Source organism: Streptodolium elevatio (genome assembly GCF_053592165.1).
On sequence record NZ_JBSFVE010000003.1, the window covers coordinates 136708 to 157180 of the forward strand.

17 protein-coding genes are annotated in these 20473 nt (G+C 70.8%); 9 read left to right on the forward strand and 8 right to left on the reverse strand.

All coding sequences use genetic code 11. From position 1 onward, the window contains the following. The first annotated feature begins 83 nt into the window (after positions 1-83). The 3 genes from ACWD12_RS08190 to ACWD12_RS08200 all read left to right on the forward strand — a co-directional run bounded on the left by ACWD12_RS08190 (position 84) and on the right by ACWD12_RS08200 (position 4067). A complete protein-coding gene (locus ACWD12_RS08190; protein ID WP_450098859.1) occupies positions 84-2285 on the forward strand; it encodes an acetate--CoA ligase family protein in 2202 nt (733 codons plus the stop codon). Positions 2286-2453: 168 nt separating this feature from the next. Continuing rightward, a complete protein-coding gene (locus ACWD12_RS08195; protein WP_358357824.1) occupies positions 2454-3314 on the forward strand; it encodes an enoyl-CoA hydratase/isomerase family protein in 861 nt (286 codons plus the stop codon). A gap of 246 nt (positions 3315-3560) precedes the next feature. Further along, positions 3561-4067: a flavin reductase family protein gene (locus ACWD12_RS08200; protein ID WP_358357822.1), complete on the forward strand. Its 507-nt coding sequence runs from the start codon at positions 3561-3563 to the stop codon at positions 4065-4067. Between the two features lie 316 nt (positions 4068-4383). Here ACWD12_RS08200 and ACWD12_RS08205 read toward each other — a convergent pair whose 3' ends face one another. The 5 genes from ACWD12_RS08205 to ACWD12_RS08225 all read right to left on the reverse strand — a co-directional run bounded on the left by ACWD12_RS08205 (position 4384) and on the right by ACWD12_RS08225 (position 9186). After that, positions 4384-5451: a Zn-dependent alcohol dehydrogenase gene (locus tag ACWD12_RS08205; protein WP_358357820.1), complete on the reverse strand. Its 1068-nt coding sequence runs from the start codon at positions 5449-5451 to the stop codon at positions 4384-4386. 162 nt (positions 5452-5613) lie between these two features. Next, positions 5614-6087 (reverse strand): hypothetical protein, encoded by a 474-nt coding sequence (locus ACWD12_RS08210; RefSeq protein ID WP_450098860.1) that lies wholly within the window; start codon positions 6085-6087, stop codon positions 5614-5616. 115 nt (positions 6088-6202) lie between these two features. Further along, complete coding sequence (locus ACWD12_RS08215) at positions 6203-6994, reverse strand: SDR family oxidoreductase (RefSeq protein ID WP_450098861.1); 792 nt, start codon at positions 6992-6994, stop codon at positions 6203-6205. Then, complete coding sequence (locus ACWD12_RS08220) at positions 6991-8175, reverse strand: acyl-CoA dehydrogenase family protein (protein ID WP_450098862.1); 1185 nt, start codon at positions 8173-8175, stop codon at positions 6991-6993. Before ACWD12_RS08220 ends, ACWD12_RS08215 begins: the two co-directional genes overlap by 4 nt. Positions 8176-8265: 90 nt before the next feature. After that, positions 8266-9186, reverse strand: a complete 921-nt coding sequence (locus ACWD12_RS08225) for an SDR family oxidoreductase (protein ID WP_358365229.1) — start codon at positions 9184-9186, stop codon at positions 8266-8268. A gap of 282 nt (positions 9187-9468) precedes the next feature. Between ACWD12_RS08225 and ACWD12_RS08230 the strand changes: the two genes are divergently transcribed. The 6 genes from ACWD12_RS08230 to ACWD12_RS08255 all read left to right on the forward strand — a co-directional run bounded on the left by ACWD12_RS08230 (position 9469) and on the right by ACWD12_RS08255 (position 15341). Further along, the gene (locus ACWD12_RS08230) at positions 9469-10395 is read left to right on the forward strand and encodes a cyclase family protein (protein ID WP_450098863.1); all 927 of its coding nucleotides are present in this window, start codon (positions 9469-9471) and stop codon (positions 10393-10395) included. A 422-nt stretch (positions 10396-10817) separates the two neighbouring features. Further along, complete coding sequence (locus ACWD12_RS08235; RefSeq protein WP_358361519.1) at positions 10818-11999, forward strand: acyl-CoA dehydrogenase family protein; 1182 nt, start codon at positions 10818-10820, stop codon at positions 11997-11999. 8 nt (positions 12000-12007) lie between these two features. Continuing rightward, positions 12008-13171 (forward strand): CaiB/BaiF CoA transferase family protein, encoded by a 1164-nt coding sequence (locus ACWD12_RS08240; RefSeq protein WP_358361516.1) that lies wholly within the window; start codon positions 12008-12010, stop codon positions 13169-13171. Then, complete coding sequence (locus tag ACWD12_RS08245) at positions 13168-13707, forward strand: FAS1-like dehydratase domain-containing protein (RefSeq protein ID WP_450098864.1); 540 nt, start codon at positions 13168-13170, stop codon at positions 13705-13707. The genes ACWD12_RS08240 and ACWD12_RS08245 overlap by 4 nt, the downstream gene beginning before the upstream one ends. Then, complete coding sequence (locus tag ACWD12_RS08250) at positions 13704-14189, forward strand: hypothetical protein (RefSeq protein ID WP_450098865.1); 486 nt, start codon at positions 13704-13706, stop codon at positions 14187-14189. Before ACWD12_RS08245 ends, ACWD12_RS08250 begins: the two co-directional genes overlap by 4 nt. 24 nt (positions 14190-14213) lie before the next feature. Next, a complete protein-coding gene (locus ACWD12_RS08255) occupies positions 14214-15341 on the forward strand; it encodes an acyl-CoA dehydrogenase family protein (RefSeq protein WP_358361507.1) in 1128 nt (375 codons plus the stop codon). A gap of 64 nt (positions 15342-15405) precedes the next feature. Here ACWD12_RS08255 and ACWD12_RS08260 read toward each other — a convergent pair whose 3' ends face one another. The 3 genes from ACWD12_RS08260 to ACWD12_RS08270 form a co-directional block, all read right to left on the reverse strand. Continuing rightward, entirely contained in the window at positions 15406-17637 is a 2232-nt protein-coding gene (locus tag ACWD12_RS08260) for an outer membrane protein assembly factor BamB family protein (protein ID WP_450098866.1), read from the reverse strand. 643 nt (positions 17638-18280) lie between these two features. Next, complete coding sequence (locus tag ACWD12_RS08265; RefSeq protein ID WP_450098867.1) at positions 18281-19279, reverse strand: acyl-CoA dehydrogenase family protein; 999 nt, start codon at positions 19277-19279, stop codon at positions 18281-18283. After that, positions 19279-20466, reverse strand: a complete 1188-nt coding sequence (locus ACWD12_RS08270; protein ID WP_450098868.1) for an acyl-CoA dehydrogenase — start codon at positions 20464-20466, stop codon at positions 19279-19281. The genes ACWD12_RS08265 and ACWD12_RS08270 overlap by 1 nt, the downstream gene beginning before the upstream one ends. Between the last annotated feature and the right edge of the window lie 7 nt (positions 20467-20473).

Below are 20473 nucleotides of genomic sequence, written 5' to 3' on the forward strand. Positions count from 1 at the left end.
CCTGACGTCCCATCAGCAAGCTAACTGACTGACCGTCAGGTCAAGTGATTCACTGATGGATCGAAAGACGAGGGACGGGCCAGATGCTTCGTGACAGCAGGGAACAGCACGCTCCGGGACACGCCCGTACCGGTTCCGTGGGCTCCAGCCCAGTCGACCAGCCCCTCCCGGTCGACGTCACCGGCAGGCCGCTGCAACTGCGGCCCGCAGAACTCGACCGGTTCTTCCGGCCGCGCACCGTCGCCGTCATCGGCGCCTCGGACACCGAGGGACGGCCCGGAGCCCGCATCACCGCGCAACTGCGGGCGTGGTCCGACCGCGTGGGCGCGCGGATGTTCCCGGTCAACCCCAAGCACGCCGAGATCGGCGGACAGGTGTGCCACCCCGACATCGCGTCGGTCCCCGAGGTCGTCGACCTCGCGGTGATCCTGGTGGGCGATCCGCAGGAGGTGCTGGCCGACCTCGCCGCGGCCGGGGTCTCCTTCGCCGTCGTCTTCGCGGCCGGGTTCGCCGAGCAGGGCGAGGCCGGTGCCGAGGCGCAGCGCCGGCTCGCCGAACTCACCGACGGAGGCCCGCTGCGCCTCCTGGGACCGAACACCAACCTCAACGCCTTCGAGGAGTTCCGCGAGGACCTCGAAGGCCAGTCGATCGCCCTCATCACCCAGAGCGGGCACCAGGGCCGCCCGGTGTTCGCCGCGCAGGACATCGGCATCCGGGTCTCGCACTGGGCACCGGTGGGCAACGAAGCCGACCTGGAGACCGCCGACTTCATCCGGTACTTCGCCGATCAGCCCGAAGTCGGCGTGATCGCCGCCTACATCGAGGGCTTCAAGGACGGGCGCACCTTCGCGCTGGCCGCCGACTACGCGGCCCAGCAGCGCAAGCCGATCGTCATGGTCAAGGTCGGGCGTACGGAGACCGGCGCCAAGATGGCCGCGTCGCACACCGGCAAGCTGACCGGTCAGGACCGCGTCGCCTCCGCGGTGTTCCGCCAGTTCGGCGTCACCCGGGTCGACGGACTCGACGAACTCATCGACACCTCACAGCTGTTCGCACGGGCCTCGCGCCCCAAGGCGGACGGTGTGTGCGTGTACTCCATCTCGGGCGGCACCGGCGCGCACATGGCCGACCTGGCCTCCGCGCAGGGCCTGAACCTGCCGCAACTCACAGCCGGGACACAGCAGTCGCTGCGCGAGTGGATCCCCGGCTACCTCACCATCTCCAATCCCGTCGACAACGGCGGGCACCCTGCCGGCGACGAACGCGGCCGGAAGATCATCGACGCGATTCTCGCCGACCCCGACGTCGGCGTGCTCGTCTGTCCGATCACCGGCGCCTTCCCGCCCATGAGCGACAAGCTCGCGCAGGACCTGGTCGACGCGGCGGAGGCGACGGACAAGGTCGTGTGTGTGGTCTGGGGCTCGCCGGTGGGCGACGAGTCGGCGTACCGCGACATCCTGCTCAAATCCAACCGGATCGTCGTCTTCCGCACGTTCGGCAACTGCGTGACCGCCCTGCGTGCCTACTTCGACTACCACCGCTTCCGCGACAACTACGACTCGCCCTTCGAGGACGTCGCCCGGACCGCCTCCCCGGCGGCGGGCAAGGCGCGGCGCCTGCTGACCCCCGGCAAGCCGCTGTCGGAGCACTCCGCGAAGCAGCTGCTGCGCACGTACGGCATACGCGTGCCGCGCGAGCAGCTGGTCACGTCCGCCGCGGCGGCGGTACGCGCGGCCGGGCTCATCGGCTACCCCGTGGTGATGAAGGCGTGCGCGCCGCAACTGCCGCACAAGAGCGACCTCGGGCTGGTCAAGCTGGGACTGCGCTCGGCCAGCCAGGTGCGCGACGCGTACCGCGAGATCGTGGACGCCGCCCGCGACAACGGCGCCGGACGGCTCGAAGGCGTGCTGGTGTGCCAGCAGGTCGACAAGGGCGTCGAGATGGTCGTGGGCATATCCCACGACGAGCTCTTCGGGCCCACCGTCACCGTCGGCCTCGGCGGCATCTTCGTCGAGGTGTTCGACGACATCGCCATCGGCGTACCGCCGTTCGGCCCGGTCGAGGTACGCCGCATGCTCGGCGAACTGCGGGGCCTCAAGTGCCTCCAGGGCATGCGCGGCCAACCGCCGGCCGACCTGGACGCCCTGGTCGACGTGGTCATGCGGGTCCAGCGCATGGCCCTCGAACTGGGCGACGACCTCGCCGAACTCGACATCAACCCGCTCATGGTGATGCCGCGCGGCGGTGGCACGGTGGCGCTCGACGCCCTCGCCATCCCGCGATGACATCCCCCGATGATCGTTCCCGGGACCGGCGTTCCGCCGGTCCCGCCGACCGGTCACCCGACCGACCGGGCCGACCCGACGGCGTCGGCCCGACCGAGCCGATCCGACCGCGCTGATCCGCCCGCAGAACAGCGACCACCGAAGTACCCGAGAGGAACCCCGCCAGGCATGAGCACCACTCCTGAGACCGAGCCCGAGCTGCTCCACCGCGTCGAGAACGGCGTCCTGTGGATCACGCTCAACCGCCCCAAGGCGAGCAACGCCATCACCTGGGACCAGCGCGAGCTGATCATCACGCTGCTGGGCGAGGCGTCGGCGAACGAGGCGGTACGCGCGGTCGTGCTCGGCGCGGCGGGCGAAAAGCACTTCTGCACCGGCATGGACCTGCGCAGCTCGCCGGGGACCAAGTCGCTGCTGGCCGAGGCGGCCCCGGCCGAGGACGGCGCGCCGAAGCCGCCCGCCCGACCGACCGGGTACGCCTCGCGCATGATGAAGAACGGCGTCCTGCGGCTGACCACGGCCGTCCTGGAGTGCGAGAAGCCGGTGATCGCGGCGATCAACGGCACGACCGCGGGCTACGGCATGAGCCTCGCGCTCGCGTGCGACCTGGTGATCGCGGCGGACACCGCGCGGTTCATCCAGATCTTCACGCGCCGCGGGCTGATCCCGGACGGCGGCAGCGCGTACCTGCTGCCGCGCCTGGTCGGCCCGCAGAAGGCCAAGGAGCTGATGTTCTTCGGGGACGACCTGCCGGCCGCCGAGGCGCTGCGCATCGGCGTGGTCAACAAGGTCGTCGCGGCCGACGAGCTGGAGGCCACCGTCCGGGAGTGGGCCGAGCGGCTCGCCACCGGTCCGACGCGGGCCCTGGCCATCACCAAGCGCCTGGTCAACCGCTCGCTGGACAGCGACCGGGCGACGTCGTTCGGGGAGGAGGCGGACTCCGTCGAGCTGAACATGACGACCCGGGACGCCAACGAGGGTGTGGCGAGCCTGATGGAGCGCCGCAAGCCCGAGTACTACGGCTGGTGACGGCCGACCGCGTCGCCGAGGTGTCGCCGAGGTGCTGCCGGAAGCTTTGGCGGCCCTTCGGCGACGCGGTATTCCCTTGCTCGACAAGCCAACTGACTCTGCGTCAGATGTGACGCACGCCCTGTCTGCTTTTGATTGACGCAAGGTTTTTCGCTGCCATAGCGTCGCAGGCGCCGCCAGACAAAACCCGTCGGCAGACAAACCCCGTCGGCTTCTGCCGCACCCGACGACTTCTGCGAGGACCAAATGGGCCAGCTCGACGCTCCCGCCGTCGACCCCGCCGCATTCCGGCACGTGCTCGGCCACTTCTGCAGCGGCGTCACCATCATCACCGCACTGGACGGCGAGACGCCGGTCGGGTTCGCGTGCCAGTCCTTCGCGTCCCTGTCGATCGACCCGCCGCTGGTGACCTTCTTCGTCGCGAAGACGTCGACCACCTGGCCGCGCATCCAGCCGGGCGCGAAGTTCTGCGTCAACGTGCTGGCCGACGACCAGGAGCAGCTGTGCCGCGGGTTCGCGGTGAGCGGCGCCGACAAGTTCGCGGGTGTCGACCACAAGCCCGCTCCGGTGACCGGGTCGCCGCTGCTGGAGGGCACGCTGGCGTACATCGACTGCACGCTGGAGCAGGTTGTGGACGGCGGCGACCACGAGATCGTGATCGGCCGCGTGCAGGCCCTCGACGTGGCCCGCGAGGACGCCGGGCCGCTGCTTTTCTACCGCGGCAAGTTCGGGCACCCCGCCCAGAACGCCTGAAAAGGGGCCGATAGGCTCTCCCCGAACCCGTAGGCCCCGGACGCGCACGACGCTCCGGGGCCTATGCGTATTTGCGGCACGCCTGCCCGGGAGCCCGCGCACCCGACGGCCTCGCGACGCGGCGGCAGGCGACGGCGGCAGGCGCAACGGCGGATGCGGGCCGGACGACGGCGGCAAACATGCGGAGAGGCCGGTACGGGCGCCTGTGGGGCGCGTACCGGCCTCTCCGGGTGTCTCCGGGCTCAGGGGCGCGGGCTGGTCACCGCGGCTCCTGAAAGGGCGTCAGAACGCCTGTGCGCTCGTAAGTCGAGGGCGCTCAGAAGACGAAGACGCCGCGGGCGACCTTGCCCGCCTCGGCGTCCTCCACCGCGTGGTGGAAGTCGTCGAGCGCGTACGTCTGGGTCACCAGCTCGTCGAGCTTGAGGGCACCGGTGCCGTACAGGTCCGCGTAGCGCGCGATGTCGTACTGCGGACGCGACGAGCCGTACCGGCAGCCCATGATCGACTTGTCCAGGAACATCGACGACACATGGAACGACGCCTCCGCGTCGGACGGCGCGACGCCCAGGATGACCGCCTGGCCGGCGCGGCCCAGCATGTCGATGGCGTTCCGGATCACCGCGACGTGGCCCACGCACTCGAACGCGTGGTCGACGCCGTCGGGCACGATCTCCTTGACCGCGGCGACGGAGTTCTCGACGGCCTTGGCGTCCACGAAGTCGGTCGCGCCGAACTCGCGGGCGACGGCCTCCTTGGCCGGATTGGCGTCCACCGCGACGATGCGGACCGCGCCGGCGAGCTTGGCGGCCTGGATCACGTTCAGGCCGATGCCGCCGGTGCCGATGACCGCGACGGTGTCGCCCGGCTGCACCTTCGCCCGGTTGAGGACCGCGCCGACGCCGGTCAGCACGCCGCAGCCGATGAGCGCGGCCGAGGCCAGCGGGATCGACTCGGGGATCTTGACCGCCTGCACGCCCTTGACCACGATCTTCTCGGCGAAGACCGACAGGCCGGCGAAGTTGTAGACGGGCTTGCCGTCGCGCGTGAAGGGCTGGTTGAGCTGGCCGAAGCTCTTGGCGCACATGGTCGGGCGGCCGCGGTCGCACTCGCGGCAGGTGCCACACGCGGCCAGCGTCGACAGCGCGACGTGGTCGCCGGGCTTGACGTGTGTGACGAGTTCGCCGACCGCCTCGACGGTGCCGGCCCCCTCGTGGCCCAGCACGACCGGCGGCGGGAACGGGATGGTGCCGTTGATGACACTGATGTCGCTGTGGCACAGACCGGCGGCGCCGATCTTCACCAGGACCTCGTTGGGCCCCGGGTCCCGGACCTCGAGGTCGTCGACCACCAGGGCCTCTTTGCCGTCGAACAGAACGCCTTTCACAGGCTTCTCCTCCGTGGGTGGCTGATCACCGTCGTACGGACCGGTTTCGACGGCGGTCCGGCGAGTGTCGGTCTCAAACCTAGCGGTCATCTGACGATGAGTCAGCCTGTTGTGACAGTGCTCATGGTGCAGATCCGGGTGGTGCGGGACGGCGTCCGCACCTCAGGAGCGGCGGCCGGGCTCCGGGGGCAGGTGGTTCACCTCGTCGACGATGCCGCTGCCGAGGTCCGGGGCGATGCCGCGGGCCGGACAGTCGGCGTACGTGACCTCCCGGCGCAGCAGCCGGAACTCGGTGGCACCGCCCAGGCTGCCGGACAGCACGAGCGAGCGCGGGCTGACCGCGATGTCGAGCGTGAAGGGCGGGTCGTCACGCCACTCCAGGTCGTCCCATTCGATCGCGTCGCGTTCGGCGGTGAGGCCGAACGCGCACCATATGTCCAGGACTTCGACGCCGCATGGCCCCGTCGGGCGCCAGCGGAAGCCGACCACCTCGATGCCTCCGGCGGCGGTGGTCCACTCGGTCCACCCCATGCCGTTGGCCAGGAAGGCCAGTTGGGTCGTCGTCTCGGTGGCCCGCGCGTCGAGGGAGATGCCCCGCCACAGGGCCACGAGCGGGTCGACATGTGGGTCGGTCATGGCCACATCTTGGCGCAGGACGCGCGGCAAGGCGCCGAGTTGACCGAGGGCCGCCGGTGCCTCGAACGCCTGTGCCGTCTCCGGCGGGCCGCGCGGCCCGCCGGAGACGGGCGGGTCACGCGCGCTGGCTGCTGACCGACACGACCTCGCCGGTCATGTACGACGAGTAGTCCGACGCCAGGAACACCATGACGTTGGCGATCTCCCACGGCTCGGCGGCGCGGCCGAAGGCCTCCGCGCTGCTGAGCGCCGAGAGCAGTTCCTCGGAGGACGCCTTGGCCAGGAACGCGTGCATCGCGATGCTCGGCGCGACCGCGTTGACGCGTACCCCGAACTCCGCCGCCTCGACGGCCGAGCAGCGGGTCAGCGCCATCACGCCGGCCTTCGCCGCCGCGTAGTGCGCCTGGCCCTTCTGCGCACGCCAGCCCAGCACGGAGGCGTTGTTGACGATGACGCCCTTGCCGCGCGGCTGCATGTGCCGCAGCGCCGCGCGCGTCATGCGGAAGGTGCCGTTGAGCGTGACGTCGAGGACCAGGTTCCACTGGTCGTCCGTCATGTCGACGAGGTCGACCTGACCGCCCAGGCCCGCGTTGTTGATGAGGATGTCGATGCCGCCGAGCTCGCCGGCCGCGGTGTCGACGAGGTTCTGCACGTCGGCCTCGACGGTGACGTCGCAGGGCACCGCGAGCGGGCGCGCGCCGGCGACCTTGGCGAGCTCGTCGGCGGCCTCGCCGAGGCGGCGCTCGTGCTTGTCGCTGATCGCGATGGTGGCGCCTTCTTCGGCGGCCTTCTTGGCGGCGGCGAAGCCGATGCCGGTCCCGGCGGCGGCGGTGACCAGCACCGTCTTGCCGGCCAGCAGGCCGTGGCCGCCCACGTACTCGGGTGCGTTCGAAGCGGGCGCGGTCACTTGGCTTCTCCTCGGGGTTCGCGGGGCATGCCGAGGACGCGCTCGGCGATGATGTTGCGCTGCACCTCGTTCGACCCGCCGTAGATGGTGTCGGACTTGGTGAACAGGAACAGACGCTGCTGCTCGGTGAGTTCGTACGGCAGCTCGGCGGCCAGCGTGGACGCGGCACCGCCGACGTCCATCGCGAGCGTGCCCAGCCGCTGGTGCCACGTGGCCCAGACGAGCTTGGCGACGGAAGGCGCCCCCGGGTCCGGCGAGCCGAGGGTGCGCAGCGCGTTGCAGCGCAGCACCTTCAGGTCGATCCAGGCCTGGAGCAGGCGTTCGCGCAGGATGGGGTCGTCGATCGCGCCGTTGTCCTTGGCGGTGTCGATGACGGCCTGGAGTTCGAGTTCGAAGCCGATCTGCTGCGCGAGGGTCGAGACGCCGCGCTCGAAGGCCAGCAGGCCCATCGCGACGCCCCAGCCCTGGCCGAGCTGTCCCACGACGTGCTCGCTCTTGGCGCGGGCGCCGTCGAAGAACACCTCGTTGAACTCGCTGGTGCCGGTGAGCTGGACGATCGGGCGCACCTCGATGCCCGGCTGGTCCATGGGCGCGAGGAAGAACGAGATGCCCTTGTGCTTGGTCGAGCCGGCCTCGGTACGGGCCAGCACGAAGATCCAGTCGGCCTCGTGGGCGAGCGAGGTCCACACCTTCTGGCCGCTGATCAGCCAGTCGCCGGTCTCCGGGTCCTGCGTCGCGGTGGTGCGCAGCGACGCGAGGTCGGAACCCGCGCCGGGCTCTGAGTAGCCCTGGCACCACAGCTCCTCGCCACGGGCGATGGGCGGCAGGAAGCGGGCCTTCTGCTCCTCGGTGCCGAACGCGAGGACGGTCGGGCCGAGCAGGTTCTCGCCCATGTGGTTGACGCGGCCGGGGGCCTTCGCGCGGGCGTACTCCTCGCCGAAGATCACCTGCTGCATGAGGGTCGCCTCGCGGCCCCCGTACTCCTTCGGCCAGTCGAGGCCGATCCAGCCGCCCTCGCCGAGGCGGCGCTCCCACTCGCGGCGGATCTCGAAGTGCTCGTGCTCGCTGCCGGGGCCGCCGGTGCCGACGGCCGAGGCGAACTCGCCGGACAGGTTCTCGCGGAGCCAGTCGCGGACTTCCGCCCGGAACTCCTCGTCCTCGTCGCTGTAGCGAAAGTCCACGGTGTCACCTTCTGGGATGCGGTTGCGCGGGCCGCGGGCCGGTGCCCCGAGGGCTCCGGCCCGCGGCCTCCAGCGGTATGCGGGGGGAGGTCAGCCCTGCGCCGCGGCCTCGGCGGCCTTCTTCGCGGCGGCAGCGGCGGCGTACTCCTTCAGCTGCGCGAGGACCGGCATCGGGTCCTGGCCGATCGCGGTGGGCAGCGTGGCCGCGATGGACTCCGCGGTCCACTTCTCCTCGTTGTACATCGCCTTGATCTCGTGCGGCTGGTCCCACAGCGCGATCTTCGGGCCGGCGGTCGTGTACACCTGGCCGGTGATGTCCTTGGCGTGGTCGGAGAGCAGGAAGACGACCAGCTCCGCGACGTCCTCCGGGTCCCCGATCTCCTTGAGCGTCATCGGCACGTTGGCCGACATGCGGGTGCGCGCGACGGGCGCGACGCAGTTCGCGTTGACGCCGTACTTGTTGAGGCCCAGCGCGGCGGAGCGGACGAACGACACGATGCCGCCCTTGGCCGCGGCGTAGTTGGCCTGCGCGACCGAGCCCAGCGCGTACACGCCCGAGGTGAAGCCGACGATCGAGCCGAAGCCCTGCGTCTTCATGACCTTGGAGGCCGCCTGCACGACGGTGAAGGTGCCCTTGAGGTGGGTCGCGATGACGCTGTCCCACTCGTCCTCGGACATGTTGAACAGCATGCGCTCGCGCAGGTTGCCCGCGACGGTGACGACACCGTCGATGCGTCCCCACTTCTCGACGCCCGCGTTGACGATGCGCGCGCCGCCCTCCATCGTGGCGACCGAGTCGGCGACCGCGATGGCCTCGCCGCCCAGCGCCTCGATCTCCTTGACGACGGCGTCGGCGACCTCGCTGGTCGGCTCGGAGCCGTCCATCGCGACGCCGTAGTCGTTCACGACGACCTTCGCGCCGTGGGCGGCGGCGGCCAGCGCCACCGCGCGGCCGATGCCCCGGCCCGCGCCGGTCACCGCGATGACCTTGCCGGTCAGGAAGTCACCCATGTTCTGCCCCTTCGGATCGGCCTGGCGAAAGAGCCTCGGATCGGCTCTGTCCCACGGCCCCATTGGTCCCTGGCATGGTCGCCGTAGCGACCATCGACTGCACCACCGATGCGCTGCCGATGCACTGTCGACGCCATGTGAGAACTGCCTCGCCCGACAGTATCTGACGGTACGTTAGTTTCTGAGGGTAGAGTGCCGCACCCCACAGTTGAGTGGCCTCGGACGAGTACAGGTGTGTACTACTCGCCTGAGTCCGTTCAAGGCTTGCCAGGAGGTCCCGCCATGCCCATGCCCGCCGAGTTCTACGAACTGGCCAAGCGCGTCAACAACTGGGGTCGCTGGGGCAAGGACGACCAGATCGGGACCATGAACCTGATCACCGAGGACGTCGTCAAGGCCGCCGCCGCGTGCGTCAGGACCGGCAAGCGCTTCTCGCTCGCCGTGGAACTGCGCGAGGACGGCATCCAGAACGGGATGATCCCGGGCCGCGACAACCCCAAGCGCACCACCTTCCTCGTCAACCACGAGGTCTTCGGCCCCGGCACGGTCGCGACCAGCGACGATTCGGTCGTCATGGGCATTCAGGCCGGCACCCACTGGGACGGCTTCACGCACGCGACGTACGAGGACCGCCTCTACAACGGCTTCTCCGCCAAGGAGTCGGTGACCGCCGAGGCGGGTGCCGTCAACCTGGGCATCGAGAAGATCAAGACGCTGGTGACACGTGGCGTACTGCTCGACGTCGCGCGGGCCAAGGGCGTGGACGTCCTGGAGCCGGAGTACGCGGTGACCCCGGCCGACCTGGAGGCCGCCGAGGAGCTCGGGAACGTCAAGGTCCGCTCCGGCGACGTCGTGCTGGTGCGTACCGGCCAGATCACCAAGTACCTGGGCGGCGACAAGGACGGCTACTTCTACGGCCCGGGCCTGTCCGTCCGCTGCCCGGAGTGGTTCCACACGCGCGACGTGGCCGCGGTCGCCAACGACACCGTGGTCTTCGAGGTCTTCCCGCCGGAGCTGGAGGACGGCTTCATGGCGGTGCACGCGCTGCACCTGGTCGAGATGGGCATGCTGCAGGGCCAGAACTGGTTCCTGGAGGAGTTGGCCGCGGACTGCGCGGCGGACGGGGTGTACGAGTTCCTGCTCGACGCGTCGCCGCAGCCGTTCGTCGGCGGCGTCGGCACGCCGGTGAACCCGGTGGCGATCAAGTAGCGGTACGCGCCGCCCGGGCCGCGCGAACGGCTGCGCCGCGGTCCGGTTCGCCGGTAGCGCCGTTGAGCGGTTCAGTGCGAGGCACAAGCGCCGGACGGCGGCGTCCGGGCGGGCCCCGGCCCGGCCGAGACGCCGGCGTCCGGCGTTCGGGCGGCCTCGTTTCGTCGAGGTGCCCCCGGACCCTCCGAGCGTCCGGGGCGCCTCGTCGTCCCCTCGCTCGGAGGCCGCCACACCCAGGGTGATCACCGTTTCACCGCTGGTCAACACCTCGGCCCGGGTGATCTTCCACCAAGATCGCGGAGTTGCCGCTGTTTTTGATCTTGGGCCGGTGCTACGTTGATCTGACTGTCCGTCAGGTTTCCGTGGTGACCGGCGTCTTGTACCTCCCGTCGGTCTCTGCACGCGCGCCCCCAGGAGGTGCCGTGGACTTTGAACTGACCCCCGACCAGCGCTCTTTCGCCGAAACTGTGGAGCGCTTCCTCAACGAGAACGACGATCCCGAGGTCTTCGACGTCACCCGGGAGAACATGGCCCAGATCGTCGACACTCCCGCGCGCCGCGCGTTCATGCGCAAGATCGCCGACCAGGGCTGGCTGGGTATCACCTGGCCCGAGGAGTGGGGTGGCCAGGACGGCGACGGCATCTACGAGTACATCCTCAACGAGGCGCTGGCCGGCCGCGGCGGGCCGCAGATCGGCAAGGGCGTCGGCATCATCGGCAAGACGCTCCTCGCGGTGGGCAGCGAGAAGCTCAAGGCCGAGTTCCTGCCCAAGATCCTGCGCAACGAGGTCGAGTTCGCGGTCGGCTACAGCGAGCCGGAGGCGGGCTCCGACGCCGCGTCCATGAAGCTGCGCGCGATCCGCGACGACGTCCGCGGCGGTTGGGTCCTCAACGGGCAGAAGACCTGGACCACCTCCGCGCACTTCGCGGAGTGGTACTGGGTCGGCGCGCGTACCGCCGAGCCCAAGCACCACGGGATCACGCTGTTCCTGGTCCCGCTCGACCACCCGCAGATCACCGTCCGCGGCATCTGGACGATGGGCGACGAGCGCACCAACGACGTCTTCTTCGACGACGTGTTCGTGCCCGACGACTACGTGGTGGGCGAGGTCAACAAGGGCTTCCAGTACATATCCCAGGCGCTCGACCTCGAACGCTTCACCATGTTCTCGTTCGCGCCGATCTCGCAGCGGCTCGACCTGCTCACCGACTACGTCAGGACCGCGACGGTCGACGACGAGCCGCTGAGCGCGGACCCGGTCGTACGCCAGAAGATGGCCACCCTCGCCACCGAGGCCGAGGTCGCGCGCCTGCTCGGGCTGCGCGTGGTCGCCGCCGCGGAGAAGGGCGGCGCGCCGCCCACCACCGAGGCGTCCGAGTACAAGCTGTACGCCACCGAGCTGTCCAAGCGCCTCGCCAACGCGACGATGGACCTCGGCGGGCCGGGCACGCAGCTCAAGGTCGGCACGGAGGAGGCCCCGATGAAGGGCCGCGCCGAGTCGACGTACCGCTACACCGTGCTCGACACCATCGGCGGCGGCACCTCCGAGGTGCAGAAGAACATCCTCTCCCGGCGCAAGCTCGGTCTCCCCAAGAACTTCTGACGGGCGACATGACCGAGCTCCTGGAAGGCGTCACCGTACTGGATCTCGCGAGCGTGGGCCCCGCGGCCCGCGCCTCGCGCTGGCTCGCCGACTACGGCGCGGACGTGGTCAAGGTCGGCCCCGTCCCCGCCAAGAGCGGCGTGCAGATCGCCCCTCCCTTCTTCTCGTACAGCGCGCACCGGCGCATGAAGCGGGTCCTGCTCGACATCAAGGCGCCGGAAGGCCGCGACGCGTTCCTCGCGCTGGCGGCCAAGGCCGACGTCGTCATCGAGAGCTTCCGCCCCGGCGTCGTGGACCGCCTCGGCATCGGGCACGCGGCGGTGTCCGCACTCAACCCGGGCATCGTCTACTGCTCGACATCCGGGTTCGGGCAGTCCGGACCGAAGTCCCAGCAGGCCGGGCACGACCTGAACTATCTGGGCACCGGCGGCTTCCTGCACCTGACCGGCAAGGACGCGGACGGCAGGCCGCCGATCCCGGGGGCGACCGTCGCGGACAGCGCGGGCGGCGGCATGCACGCCGTCATCGCGATCCTCGCGGCGCTGCTGAACCGCGCCTCGACCGGGCAGGGGCGGCACCTGGACGTGTCCGTCGCGGACGGTGTCCTGGCCCTGATGGCCCTGTCGGTCGACGAGTACCTCGCGACCGGCGAGAACGTCGAGGTCGGCTCCAACCTGCTGCTCGGCCGCTACGCCTGCTACGACACCTACCAGGCCGGCGACGGCAAGTGGCTCTCGGTCGCGGCCATCGAACCGCGCTTCTGGGGCAACCTGTGCCGCCTCCTCGGCCTCGACAAGTGGACGGCGCACCAGAACGACGACGCGGTCCAGGACGAGATCCGCCGCGACATCGCCGAGGTGCTGCGCACCAAGTCGCGCGACGCGTGGGTCGCCGAACTGGCCCCGGCCGACACCTGCGTGTCGGCGGTGCTGTCGGTCCCCGAACTGGTCGAGGACGAGCAGTTCGCGGCACGGGGCGCGTTCGCCACCGCCAAGCACCCCAAGCACGGCACGTTCCGGCAGATCGGGGCGGTGCTGGCGGGCATGGTGCCGTCCGAGGACCCGTACCTGGTCCGCGAGTCGGACGTCACCGACACCGACGAACTGCTCGCCGCGGCGGGCCTGTCCGCCGACAAGATCACCGCACTACGCGACGAAGGAGTGGTGGCGTGAGCAACAACCCCACACCGTTGGACGACACCCTCCCCGAGGACGTCGCCGCGCTGATCGGTGCCACGCAGTACGAGAAGACCGCGGACTTCCCGGTCGAGCAGGGGTACGTGTGGACCTCCTGCGCCTCGGTGTTCAACGGCAACCCGCTCTACTGGGACCCGAAGGTCGCTGAGGAGGTCACCGGCGGGCCGATCTCGCCCCCGAGCCTGATCTCGGCGTACGCCCGCCCGCACTACTGGGCGCCCGGCGCCGAGGGCGAGCAACTGTCGCTCCAGGTGCACTTCGACCTCAAGAAGCGCTTCGGCCTGCCCGAGGCGATCATGACCGACAACACCAACGTCTTCTACGAACCGCTGCGCCCCGGCGACTTCGTGACGTCGCGTCAGGTCCTGAAGTCGGTCAGCGGCGAGAAGCGCACCAAGCTCGGCATCGGGCGCTTCTGGGTGATCGACGTCGAGTACCACAACCAGAACGGCGACCTGCTGGGCACCGAGTCGTACACCGGCTACGGCTACCGCCGGGAGGCTTCGGCATGACGAACACCACCGCACAGCTGACCCTCGACCGGGTCAAGCCCGGCGACACGCTGCCGGAGCTGTCCCACGAGGTCACCGCGACGACGGTGATCCTCGGCGCGATGGCGTCGCGTGACTGGCGGCCGATGCACCACGACTACAAGTTCGCCGTGGAGCGGCAGGGCGTGCAGGACATCTTCCTGAACACCCCCAACCAGGGCGCGTGGTTCGAGCGCTACCTGACCGACTGGACGGGCCCCAAGGGCCGCATCGGCCGGGTCGTGTTCCGGATGACCTCGCCGGTCTTCCCGGGCGACACGATGGTCTACAACGCGACCGTGAAGGACGTCTCGACCGACGACACCGGCTGCGGCTGGGTCACACTCGACGTCTCCCTCACCGTCGACGGCAAGCCGAAGACCACCTGCGAGGCGCGCGTGGCACTCCCGGTCTCCGACGACGACAACCCCTGGGACCGGCGCGCCGAGCGCTGGACCCCGTGACCCCGTGACACGGAAGGAGCTCCGATGGACCTGACATTCAGCGATGAGCAGGAAGTCCTCCGCGAGACCGTGCGCGGGCTCGCCGCCCGGCACGCCGACCTCGGCGTGGTGCGCGCGATGGAGGAGGACGAGAAGGGCTACCCGCCCGCCTTCTGGGCCAAGCTCGGCGAGAGCGGTCTGACCGGCCTGACCATCCCCGAGAAGTGGGGCGGGTCGCAGATGTCGATGCTGGACGCGGTCGTCGTCTACGACGAACTCGGCCGCGCGCTCTCCCCCTCCCCGCACTTCGTCAGCTCGGTCGTCGCGGGCGGCGTGCTGACCGCGGCCGGCACCGACGAGCAGCGCCAGGAGTGGCTGCCGAAGATCGCTTCCGGCGACGCGGTCGTCACCACCGCGTGGGTCGAACCGGACCGCGGCTACGGCCCCAAGGGCGTCGCCCTGGCCGCCACCCGCGACGGCGACGACTGGCTGCTGACCGGCGTCAAGCGGCACGTCCCGTACGCCAATTCGGCCGACCGCGTCCTCGTCCTCGCCCGCACCGGCACGGCCGCGGAAGACATCACCCTCTTCCTCGTCGACCCGTCCGCGGAAGGGGTCACCCGCACCGCGCAGCCCACCGTCGCCTCCGACACGCAGCACCGCCTCGACCTCACCTCGGTCCGGGTCGGCGCGGACGCGGTCGTCGGCAACGTCAACGGCGCGTGGCCGGTGTGGTCCGAGGTGCTCCACGACGGCATCATCCTGCTGGCCGCCCTCGCGGTCGGCGGCGCCCGCCGGGTCCTGGAGATCACCGTCGAATACGCCAAGACCCGCAAGCAGTTCGACAAGCCCCTAGGCGCGTTCCAGGCCATCGCCCACGACCTCTCCGACGCGGTCACCGCCGTCGACGGCGCGGAGACCCTGGTCTGGGAAGCGGCCTGGGCCCGCGACAACGGCCGCGGCGTCGAAAAGCTGGCCCCCATGGCCAAGTTGTTCGCCTGCAAGACGTACCGCGAGGTCAGCGACCTCGCCGTGCACGTCCACGGCGGCATGGGCTTCACCGTCGAGTGCGACGTCCAGCTCTTCTTCCGCCGCGCCAAGTCCCTCCAGCTCAACTGGTGGGACGACCGCTACCTGGAGAACCTGATCGCCGCCCAAATCCTCGACGCATAACCACCCCACCCGAACGGCGCGGCCCCACCCGGGCACCGCGCCGTTCGCGTTTTCGCGCGTGCGGTCAGATGGCTATGGCGTGGAGGGTGTTGTCGTCGACGCCTACGTAGACGCGGTCGCCGGCGACGGTGGGGGTCTGGACGGCGCCGGGGGCGGCGAGCTTCCAGAGCGGCTGCATCGTACGGACGTCCACGGCGTGGAGGTTCTGGTCCGTGCTGCCGACGTACAGGACGCCGGCGGCGACGGTGGGGCGGCCTACGTCGCCGCCCGCGGTGTATCTGCCGGTCTCCTTGCCGGTGTTGGTGTCGACCGCGTAGACGTTGGGGCCGCCGCCCATGTAGGCGGTGCCTCCGGTGACGGCCGGTCCCGCCTGGGCGGCGGTGCCGGCGAAGACCCAGCGCTGGCGGCCGTCGGCGGTGTTGACGGCGTACAGCTTGCCGTCGGTGCTGCCGAAGTAGACGACGCCGCCGTCGACGACGGGGAACCCGGAGACGGCTCCGCCGGTCGGGGCGGTCCACTTCTTCGCGGCCGAAACGGCGTCCACGGCGTAGAGGTTGCTGTCGCTGCACCCGACGTAGACGACATCGCCCGCGATGGTCGCGGAGTGGGTGTCGTTGCCCGTCTGGAAGCGCCAGCGCTCCTTGCCGTCGGCGTTGACCGCGTACAGGAAGCCGTCCGCGCTGCCGACGTAGACGACCCCGCCGCTGAAGACCGGCGAGTGCACGATGCCGCCGGTCGGGAACGACCAGCGTTCGGTGCCGGACACCGCGTCGACCGCGTACAACTTGCCGTCGTCGCTACCCAGGTAGACGACTCCCCCGACGACGGACGGGGACGAGCCGATCGCCGCGCCGGTACGGAAGTTCCAGCGCTCGCTGCCGTCGGCCGTGTTGACGGCGTACAGCGTCCCGTCGTTGCTCGCGCCGTAGACGGTGTCGCCGGCGACGCGCGGATAGGACAGGACGGTTCCGGACGTGGCGAACTGCCACACCGGCTCGCCGGACTTGGCGGCGGAGGGGGACGCGTCGTCCTGGGGAGGCGGCGAAGCGCCGGTCTCGCCCTTGGGCTTGTCGTCGTCGCGCAGCGCGGCCCAGGCGCCCGCCCCGGCTATCGCGGCGGTGGCCACGCCCGCCGCGCCGATGATGAAGCGGCGGCGGGACGGGCCGGACCGCCCGGGTGCCTTGTCGTCCGACTCCGGAGCGGCGAGTGTGGCGCCGACACCGCCGGTCCCGACCACCGTCTCGGCGGTGGACCCGGTGGCCCCGGTCCCGTCCCCAGTGGTCGCGTCCCGCGGCGGGGCGAGCCGCCCCGGTACGGCGACGGTCTCCGCGGTCGGCGGCGGGCCGGGGACCGAGCCGGGCGTCGGGGGCGGCGGTACGGCGCGTGTCGGATCCGACGGCGGCACCACCACGGTCGCGGCGCGTACGGCGTCGGACGCGATGTGCGGGACGGTCGCGGGCAGCCAGCCGGGCGTGAACATCTCGGTGGCCTCGCGCCCGTACGCCAGCGCGTCCGTCACCTGGTCCAGGCTCGGGCGCCCGGACGGTTCCTGGACCAGGCACGCGGTCACGACGTCGCGCAACTCGTCCGGGAGACGGGTGAGGTCGGGCTGCCCGGAGACGATGCGGTAGACGATCCCGGCGATCGACCCGCCGCCGAACGGGCCTTCGCCGGTCGCCGCGAAGGCCAGCACCGACCCCAGCGAGAACACGTCGCTCGCCGGACCGATGTCCGTCTCCCCCATGGCCTGTTCCGGCGACATGAAGCCGGGGGTGCCCACCATGGTTCCGGTGACGGTCAGCTCGGAGCCGCCCATCGCGCGCGCGATGCCGAAGTCGATGACGCGCGGCCCGTCGTCGGCGAGGATCACGTTGGCCGGCTTGAGGTCGCGGTGTACGAGCCCGCACGCGTGGATCGCGCCCAGTCCCTCGGCGAGTCCGGCGCCGAGGCTGCGCACCGTGCCGGGCGGCAGCGGGCCGGCGGACACGACGGCGTCGTGCAGCGACGGGCCGGGAACGTACGCGGTGACCAGCCACGGCGGATCGCCGTCGGGGTCGGCGTCGACGACGGGCGCGGTGTAGAAGCCGCCGACCGAGCGGGCGGCCTCGACCTCCTGGGCGAAGCGGCGCCGGAAGTCGCGGTCGGCGGCGAGGGCGCTGTGCACGAGCTTGACCGCGACGGGGCGTCCGCCGGGTGAGCGGCCCAGGTACACCTGCCCCATGCCGCCGCCGCCCAGGCGGCCCAACAGCACGTAGGACCCGACGCGTTCGGGATCGGTGGGCGCTAGCGGATCCATGGCGGTGGAGCCCCCGTCTGTGAACGGTCGGCCTTGTGCCGCACCGTGGTTCGGGACGGCCGGATTCTCTCAGGAAACCCCGGAGTTTGGATGCTCATGCTCGGATCCGGCGTCGAACACCGGACAAGATCGGACACATCAGGGGTTCGCGCCGGCACGCCTCGTCCGTACGCGGGTTCCACGGACCGGCCTCGGTCGGGTTCGCCGAACCCGGCCCGGGCGCGCGTCCACGGAGTGCCCGGCGGCCTTGTCACTTCTTGGCCGCAAGGCCCGCGAGGACCTGGTCGGCGTAGGAGCGTACGACGTCGGCGGGGGACTGGTCGCCAGCGCGCACAGGTCCTGCGGCGGCTTCTTCGCCTTGGCGGCCCTCGAACAGCCTGTGGTCGCGAGCACCGCTCCCACACCCACGAGAGCGGCTATGCCCGCTCTCACCGACCTCCCACGCGCCACGATTCCTCCATTGTCGACGATCTCCGCGGTGATCTTGGCGGCCGACCTGACCAACCGTCAAGAACGCGTCACCGGCGCCGCGTCGCGCGGCCGGAAAACGCCCCTGGCGACGCGGCACGGGGGCAGACGCCGACAGGGGTCGACGGACGATCGTCCGTCGACCCCTGCCCGCACGATCGCGAAGCGCGGCCGACTACAGCGTGAGCGCCAGCGCCTCTTCGTTGTCCTCGGCGGAGCCGAACTGGGTGGCGTGGACCCAGGCCCGCTTGAGGTACAGGTGGACGTCGACCTCCCAGGTGAAGCCCATGCCGCCGTGCACCTGGGTGGCGTCCTTGCCGTTGCGGGTGGCCGCGTCGTCCGCCATCAGCTTGGCGGTGGGCACCACCACGGCGGCGTCGCCCACGACCGGGTCGTCCAGCGTGACAGCCGCCGCGTACACCGCCGCACGGGCGATCTCGGTACGCACCAGCATGTCCGCGCACAGGTGCTTGACCGCCTGGAAGCTGCCGATGATGCGGCCGAACTGCTCACGCTCCTTGGCGTACTGCGTCGACAGCTCGGTCAACTTGCCCGCGATGCCCAGCTGCACGGCGGCGGTGAGCACCGCGCCCTCCCGGCGGAACCGCGCCGCCGTCTCCGCGTCGGCGATCAACTCGCCCTCGGGCAGCGCCTCGACGTGGTGCAGCGGGGTGAACGGGTCCATCGGCGTGCGGACCGGGGTTCCGGCCACCGACGGAGGCGAGACGCGGCGGATGCCGTCGTCGTCGAGGACGAGCAGGACGTCGAGGGCGTCCAGGTGCTCGACCAGGATCGGGGACGCGTCGCCTGCCACGAGCCCCACGACCAGTTCGCCGGACGCGGCACCCGCGGCCAGGCCCGCGGCCGCCTCGCCGCCCAGGGAGGCGGCCAGGTGGGTCGCGACGAGCGGCCCGGGGAGGAGCGCGCGGCCGGCCTCCTCGTACACGAGCGCGGCTTCGGCCGTCCCGAGGCCCACGCCGCCCTCGTCCTCCGCGACGCGCAGCGAGAAGAAGCCCGTCTCGGCGAGCTCCGCCCACAGCTTCTTGTCGACCATGCCGGCGACGCGGTTCTTGTCCACCAGGTCGCGCATGCGGTCGCGGTCGAACCGGCCTTCGCAGAACTCGCGTACGCCGGTGGCCAGGTCGCGCTGGTCCTCGCTCAGCTGAAAGTCCATCAGCGCTCCTTCGGCAGGCCGAGGATGCGCTCCCCGACGATGTTGCGCTGGATCTGCGAGGTGCCGGCCGCGATCGTGTACGACAGCGACGACAACCGCTCGTCCATCAGGTCGCCGCTCGGCAGCCCCGCCACGTCCTCGACGACCAGCGCGGCGCGGTCGAGCAGGCGGTGGGCCAGCTCGTACACCTTCTGCTTGGTCTCGGAGAAGCGCAGCTTGAACACCGAGCCGCCGATGCCGGGTACGCCGGAGCGGGCGGCCTCCGAGACGTTCCACTTGGTGAGCGCCCACAGCGCCTCGAACTCGGCGGTGAGGTGCCCCAGTTCACGGCGCAGCGCGACGTCGTCCCAGGCGGTGGCGTCGCGGCGGGTGACCTTCTTGGCCAGCTCGGCCAGTTCGTGCAGCAGGCGCTGGCACGCGACGACCTCGCTCACGAACGCCGTGCCGCGCTCGAACGACAGGGTCACCATGGTGACGCGCCAGCCGTCGTTCTCCTCGCCCACGCGGTTGGCGACCGGCACGCGCACGTCGTCGAAGAACACCTCGGCGAACTCCGAGGTCCCCATCACCGTCTCCAGCGGACGGATCGTGATGCCGGGGGTGTCCATCGGGACGATCAGCCAGGTGATGCCCTTGTGCTTGGGCGCGTTCGGGTCGGTGCGCACGAGCATTTCGCAGTAGTCCGCGACCTCGGCGTGCGAGGTCCAGATCTTCGACCCGTTGATGACGTAATCGTCGCCGTCGCGCACCGCGCGCGTGCGCAGCGACGCGAGGTCGGAGCCCGCGCCCGGCTCGGAGAAGCCCTGGCACCACACGTCGTCACCGGACAGGATGCCCGGCAGGTACTTGCGGCGCTGCTCCTCGCTGCCGGCCGCATTGATCGTCGGGCCGGCGTGCAGCAGGCCGACGAAGTTGGCGCCGACGTACGGCGCCCCGGCACGCTCGGTCTCCTCCAGGAAGATCAGGTGCTCGGTCGGGGTCGCGCCCTTGCCGCCGGCCTCGACGGGCCAGTGGATGCCGGCGTACCCGGCGTCGAAGAGCATGCGCTGCCACGTCGTGTCGTACGCGCGGCGCCCCGGCCAGTCGTTGCGGTCCGGCTTGGCCGGCAGTTTGGGCAGCGCCTCGTCGAGCCACGCGCGCAGCTCGGCGCGGAAGCTCTCCTCCGCCTCGGTGTACCTCAGGTCCATGGTCCTG

Coding starts and splice junctions, on each gene's coding strand:
- ACWD12_RS08190 (WP_450098859.1), top strand. CDS start 84: ATGCTTCGTGACAGCAGGGAACAGCACGCTCCGGGACACGCCCGTACC.
- ACWD12_RS08195 (WP_358357824.1), top strand. CDS start 2,454: ATGAGCACCACTCCTGAGACCGAGCCCGAGCTGCTCCACCGCGTCGAG.
- ACWD12_RS08200 (WP_358357822.1), top strand. CDS start 3,561: ATGGGCCAGCTCGACGCTCCCGCCGTCGACCCCGCCGCATTCCGGCAC.
- ACWD12_RS08210 (WP_450098860.1), bottom strand. CDS start 6,087: ATGACCGACCCACATGTCGACCCGCTCGTGGCCCTGTGGCGGGGCATC.
- ACWD12_RS08225 (WP_358365229.1), bottom strand. CDS start 9,186: ATGGGTGACTTCCTGACCGGCAAGGTCATCGCGGTGACCGGCGCGGGC.
- ACWD12_RS08230 (WP_450098863.1), top strand. CDS start 9,469: ATGCCCATGCCCGCCGAGTTCTACGAACTGGCCAAGCGCGTCAACAAC.
- ACWD12_RS08240 (WP_358361516.1), top strand. CDS start 12,008: ATGACCGAGCTCCTGGAAGGCGTCACCGTACTGGATCTCGCGAGCGTG.
- ACWD12_RS08250 (WP_450098865.1), top strand. CDS start 13,704: ATGACGAACACCACCGCACAGCTGACCCTCGACCGGGTCAAGCCCGGC.
- ACWD12_RS08255 (WP_358361507.1), top strand. CDS start 14,214: ATGGACCTGACATTCAGCGATGAGCAGGAAGTCCTCCGCGAGACCGTG.
- ACWD12_RS08260 (WP_450098866.1), bottom strand. CDS start 17,637: ATGGATCCGCTAGCGCCCACCGATCCCGAACGCGTCGGGTCCTACGTG.
- ACWD12_RS08265 (WP_450098867.1), bottom strand. CDS start 19,279: ATGGACTTTCAGCTGAGCGAGGACCAGCGCGACCTGGCCACCGGCGTA.
- ACWD12_RS08270 (WP_450098868.1), bottom strand. CDS start 20,466: ATGGACCTGAGGTACACCGAGGCGGAGGAGAGCTTCCGCGCCGAGCTG.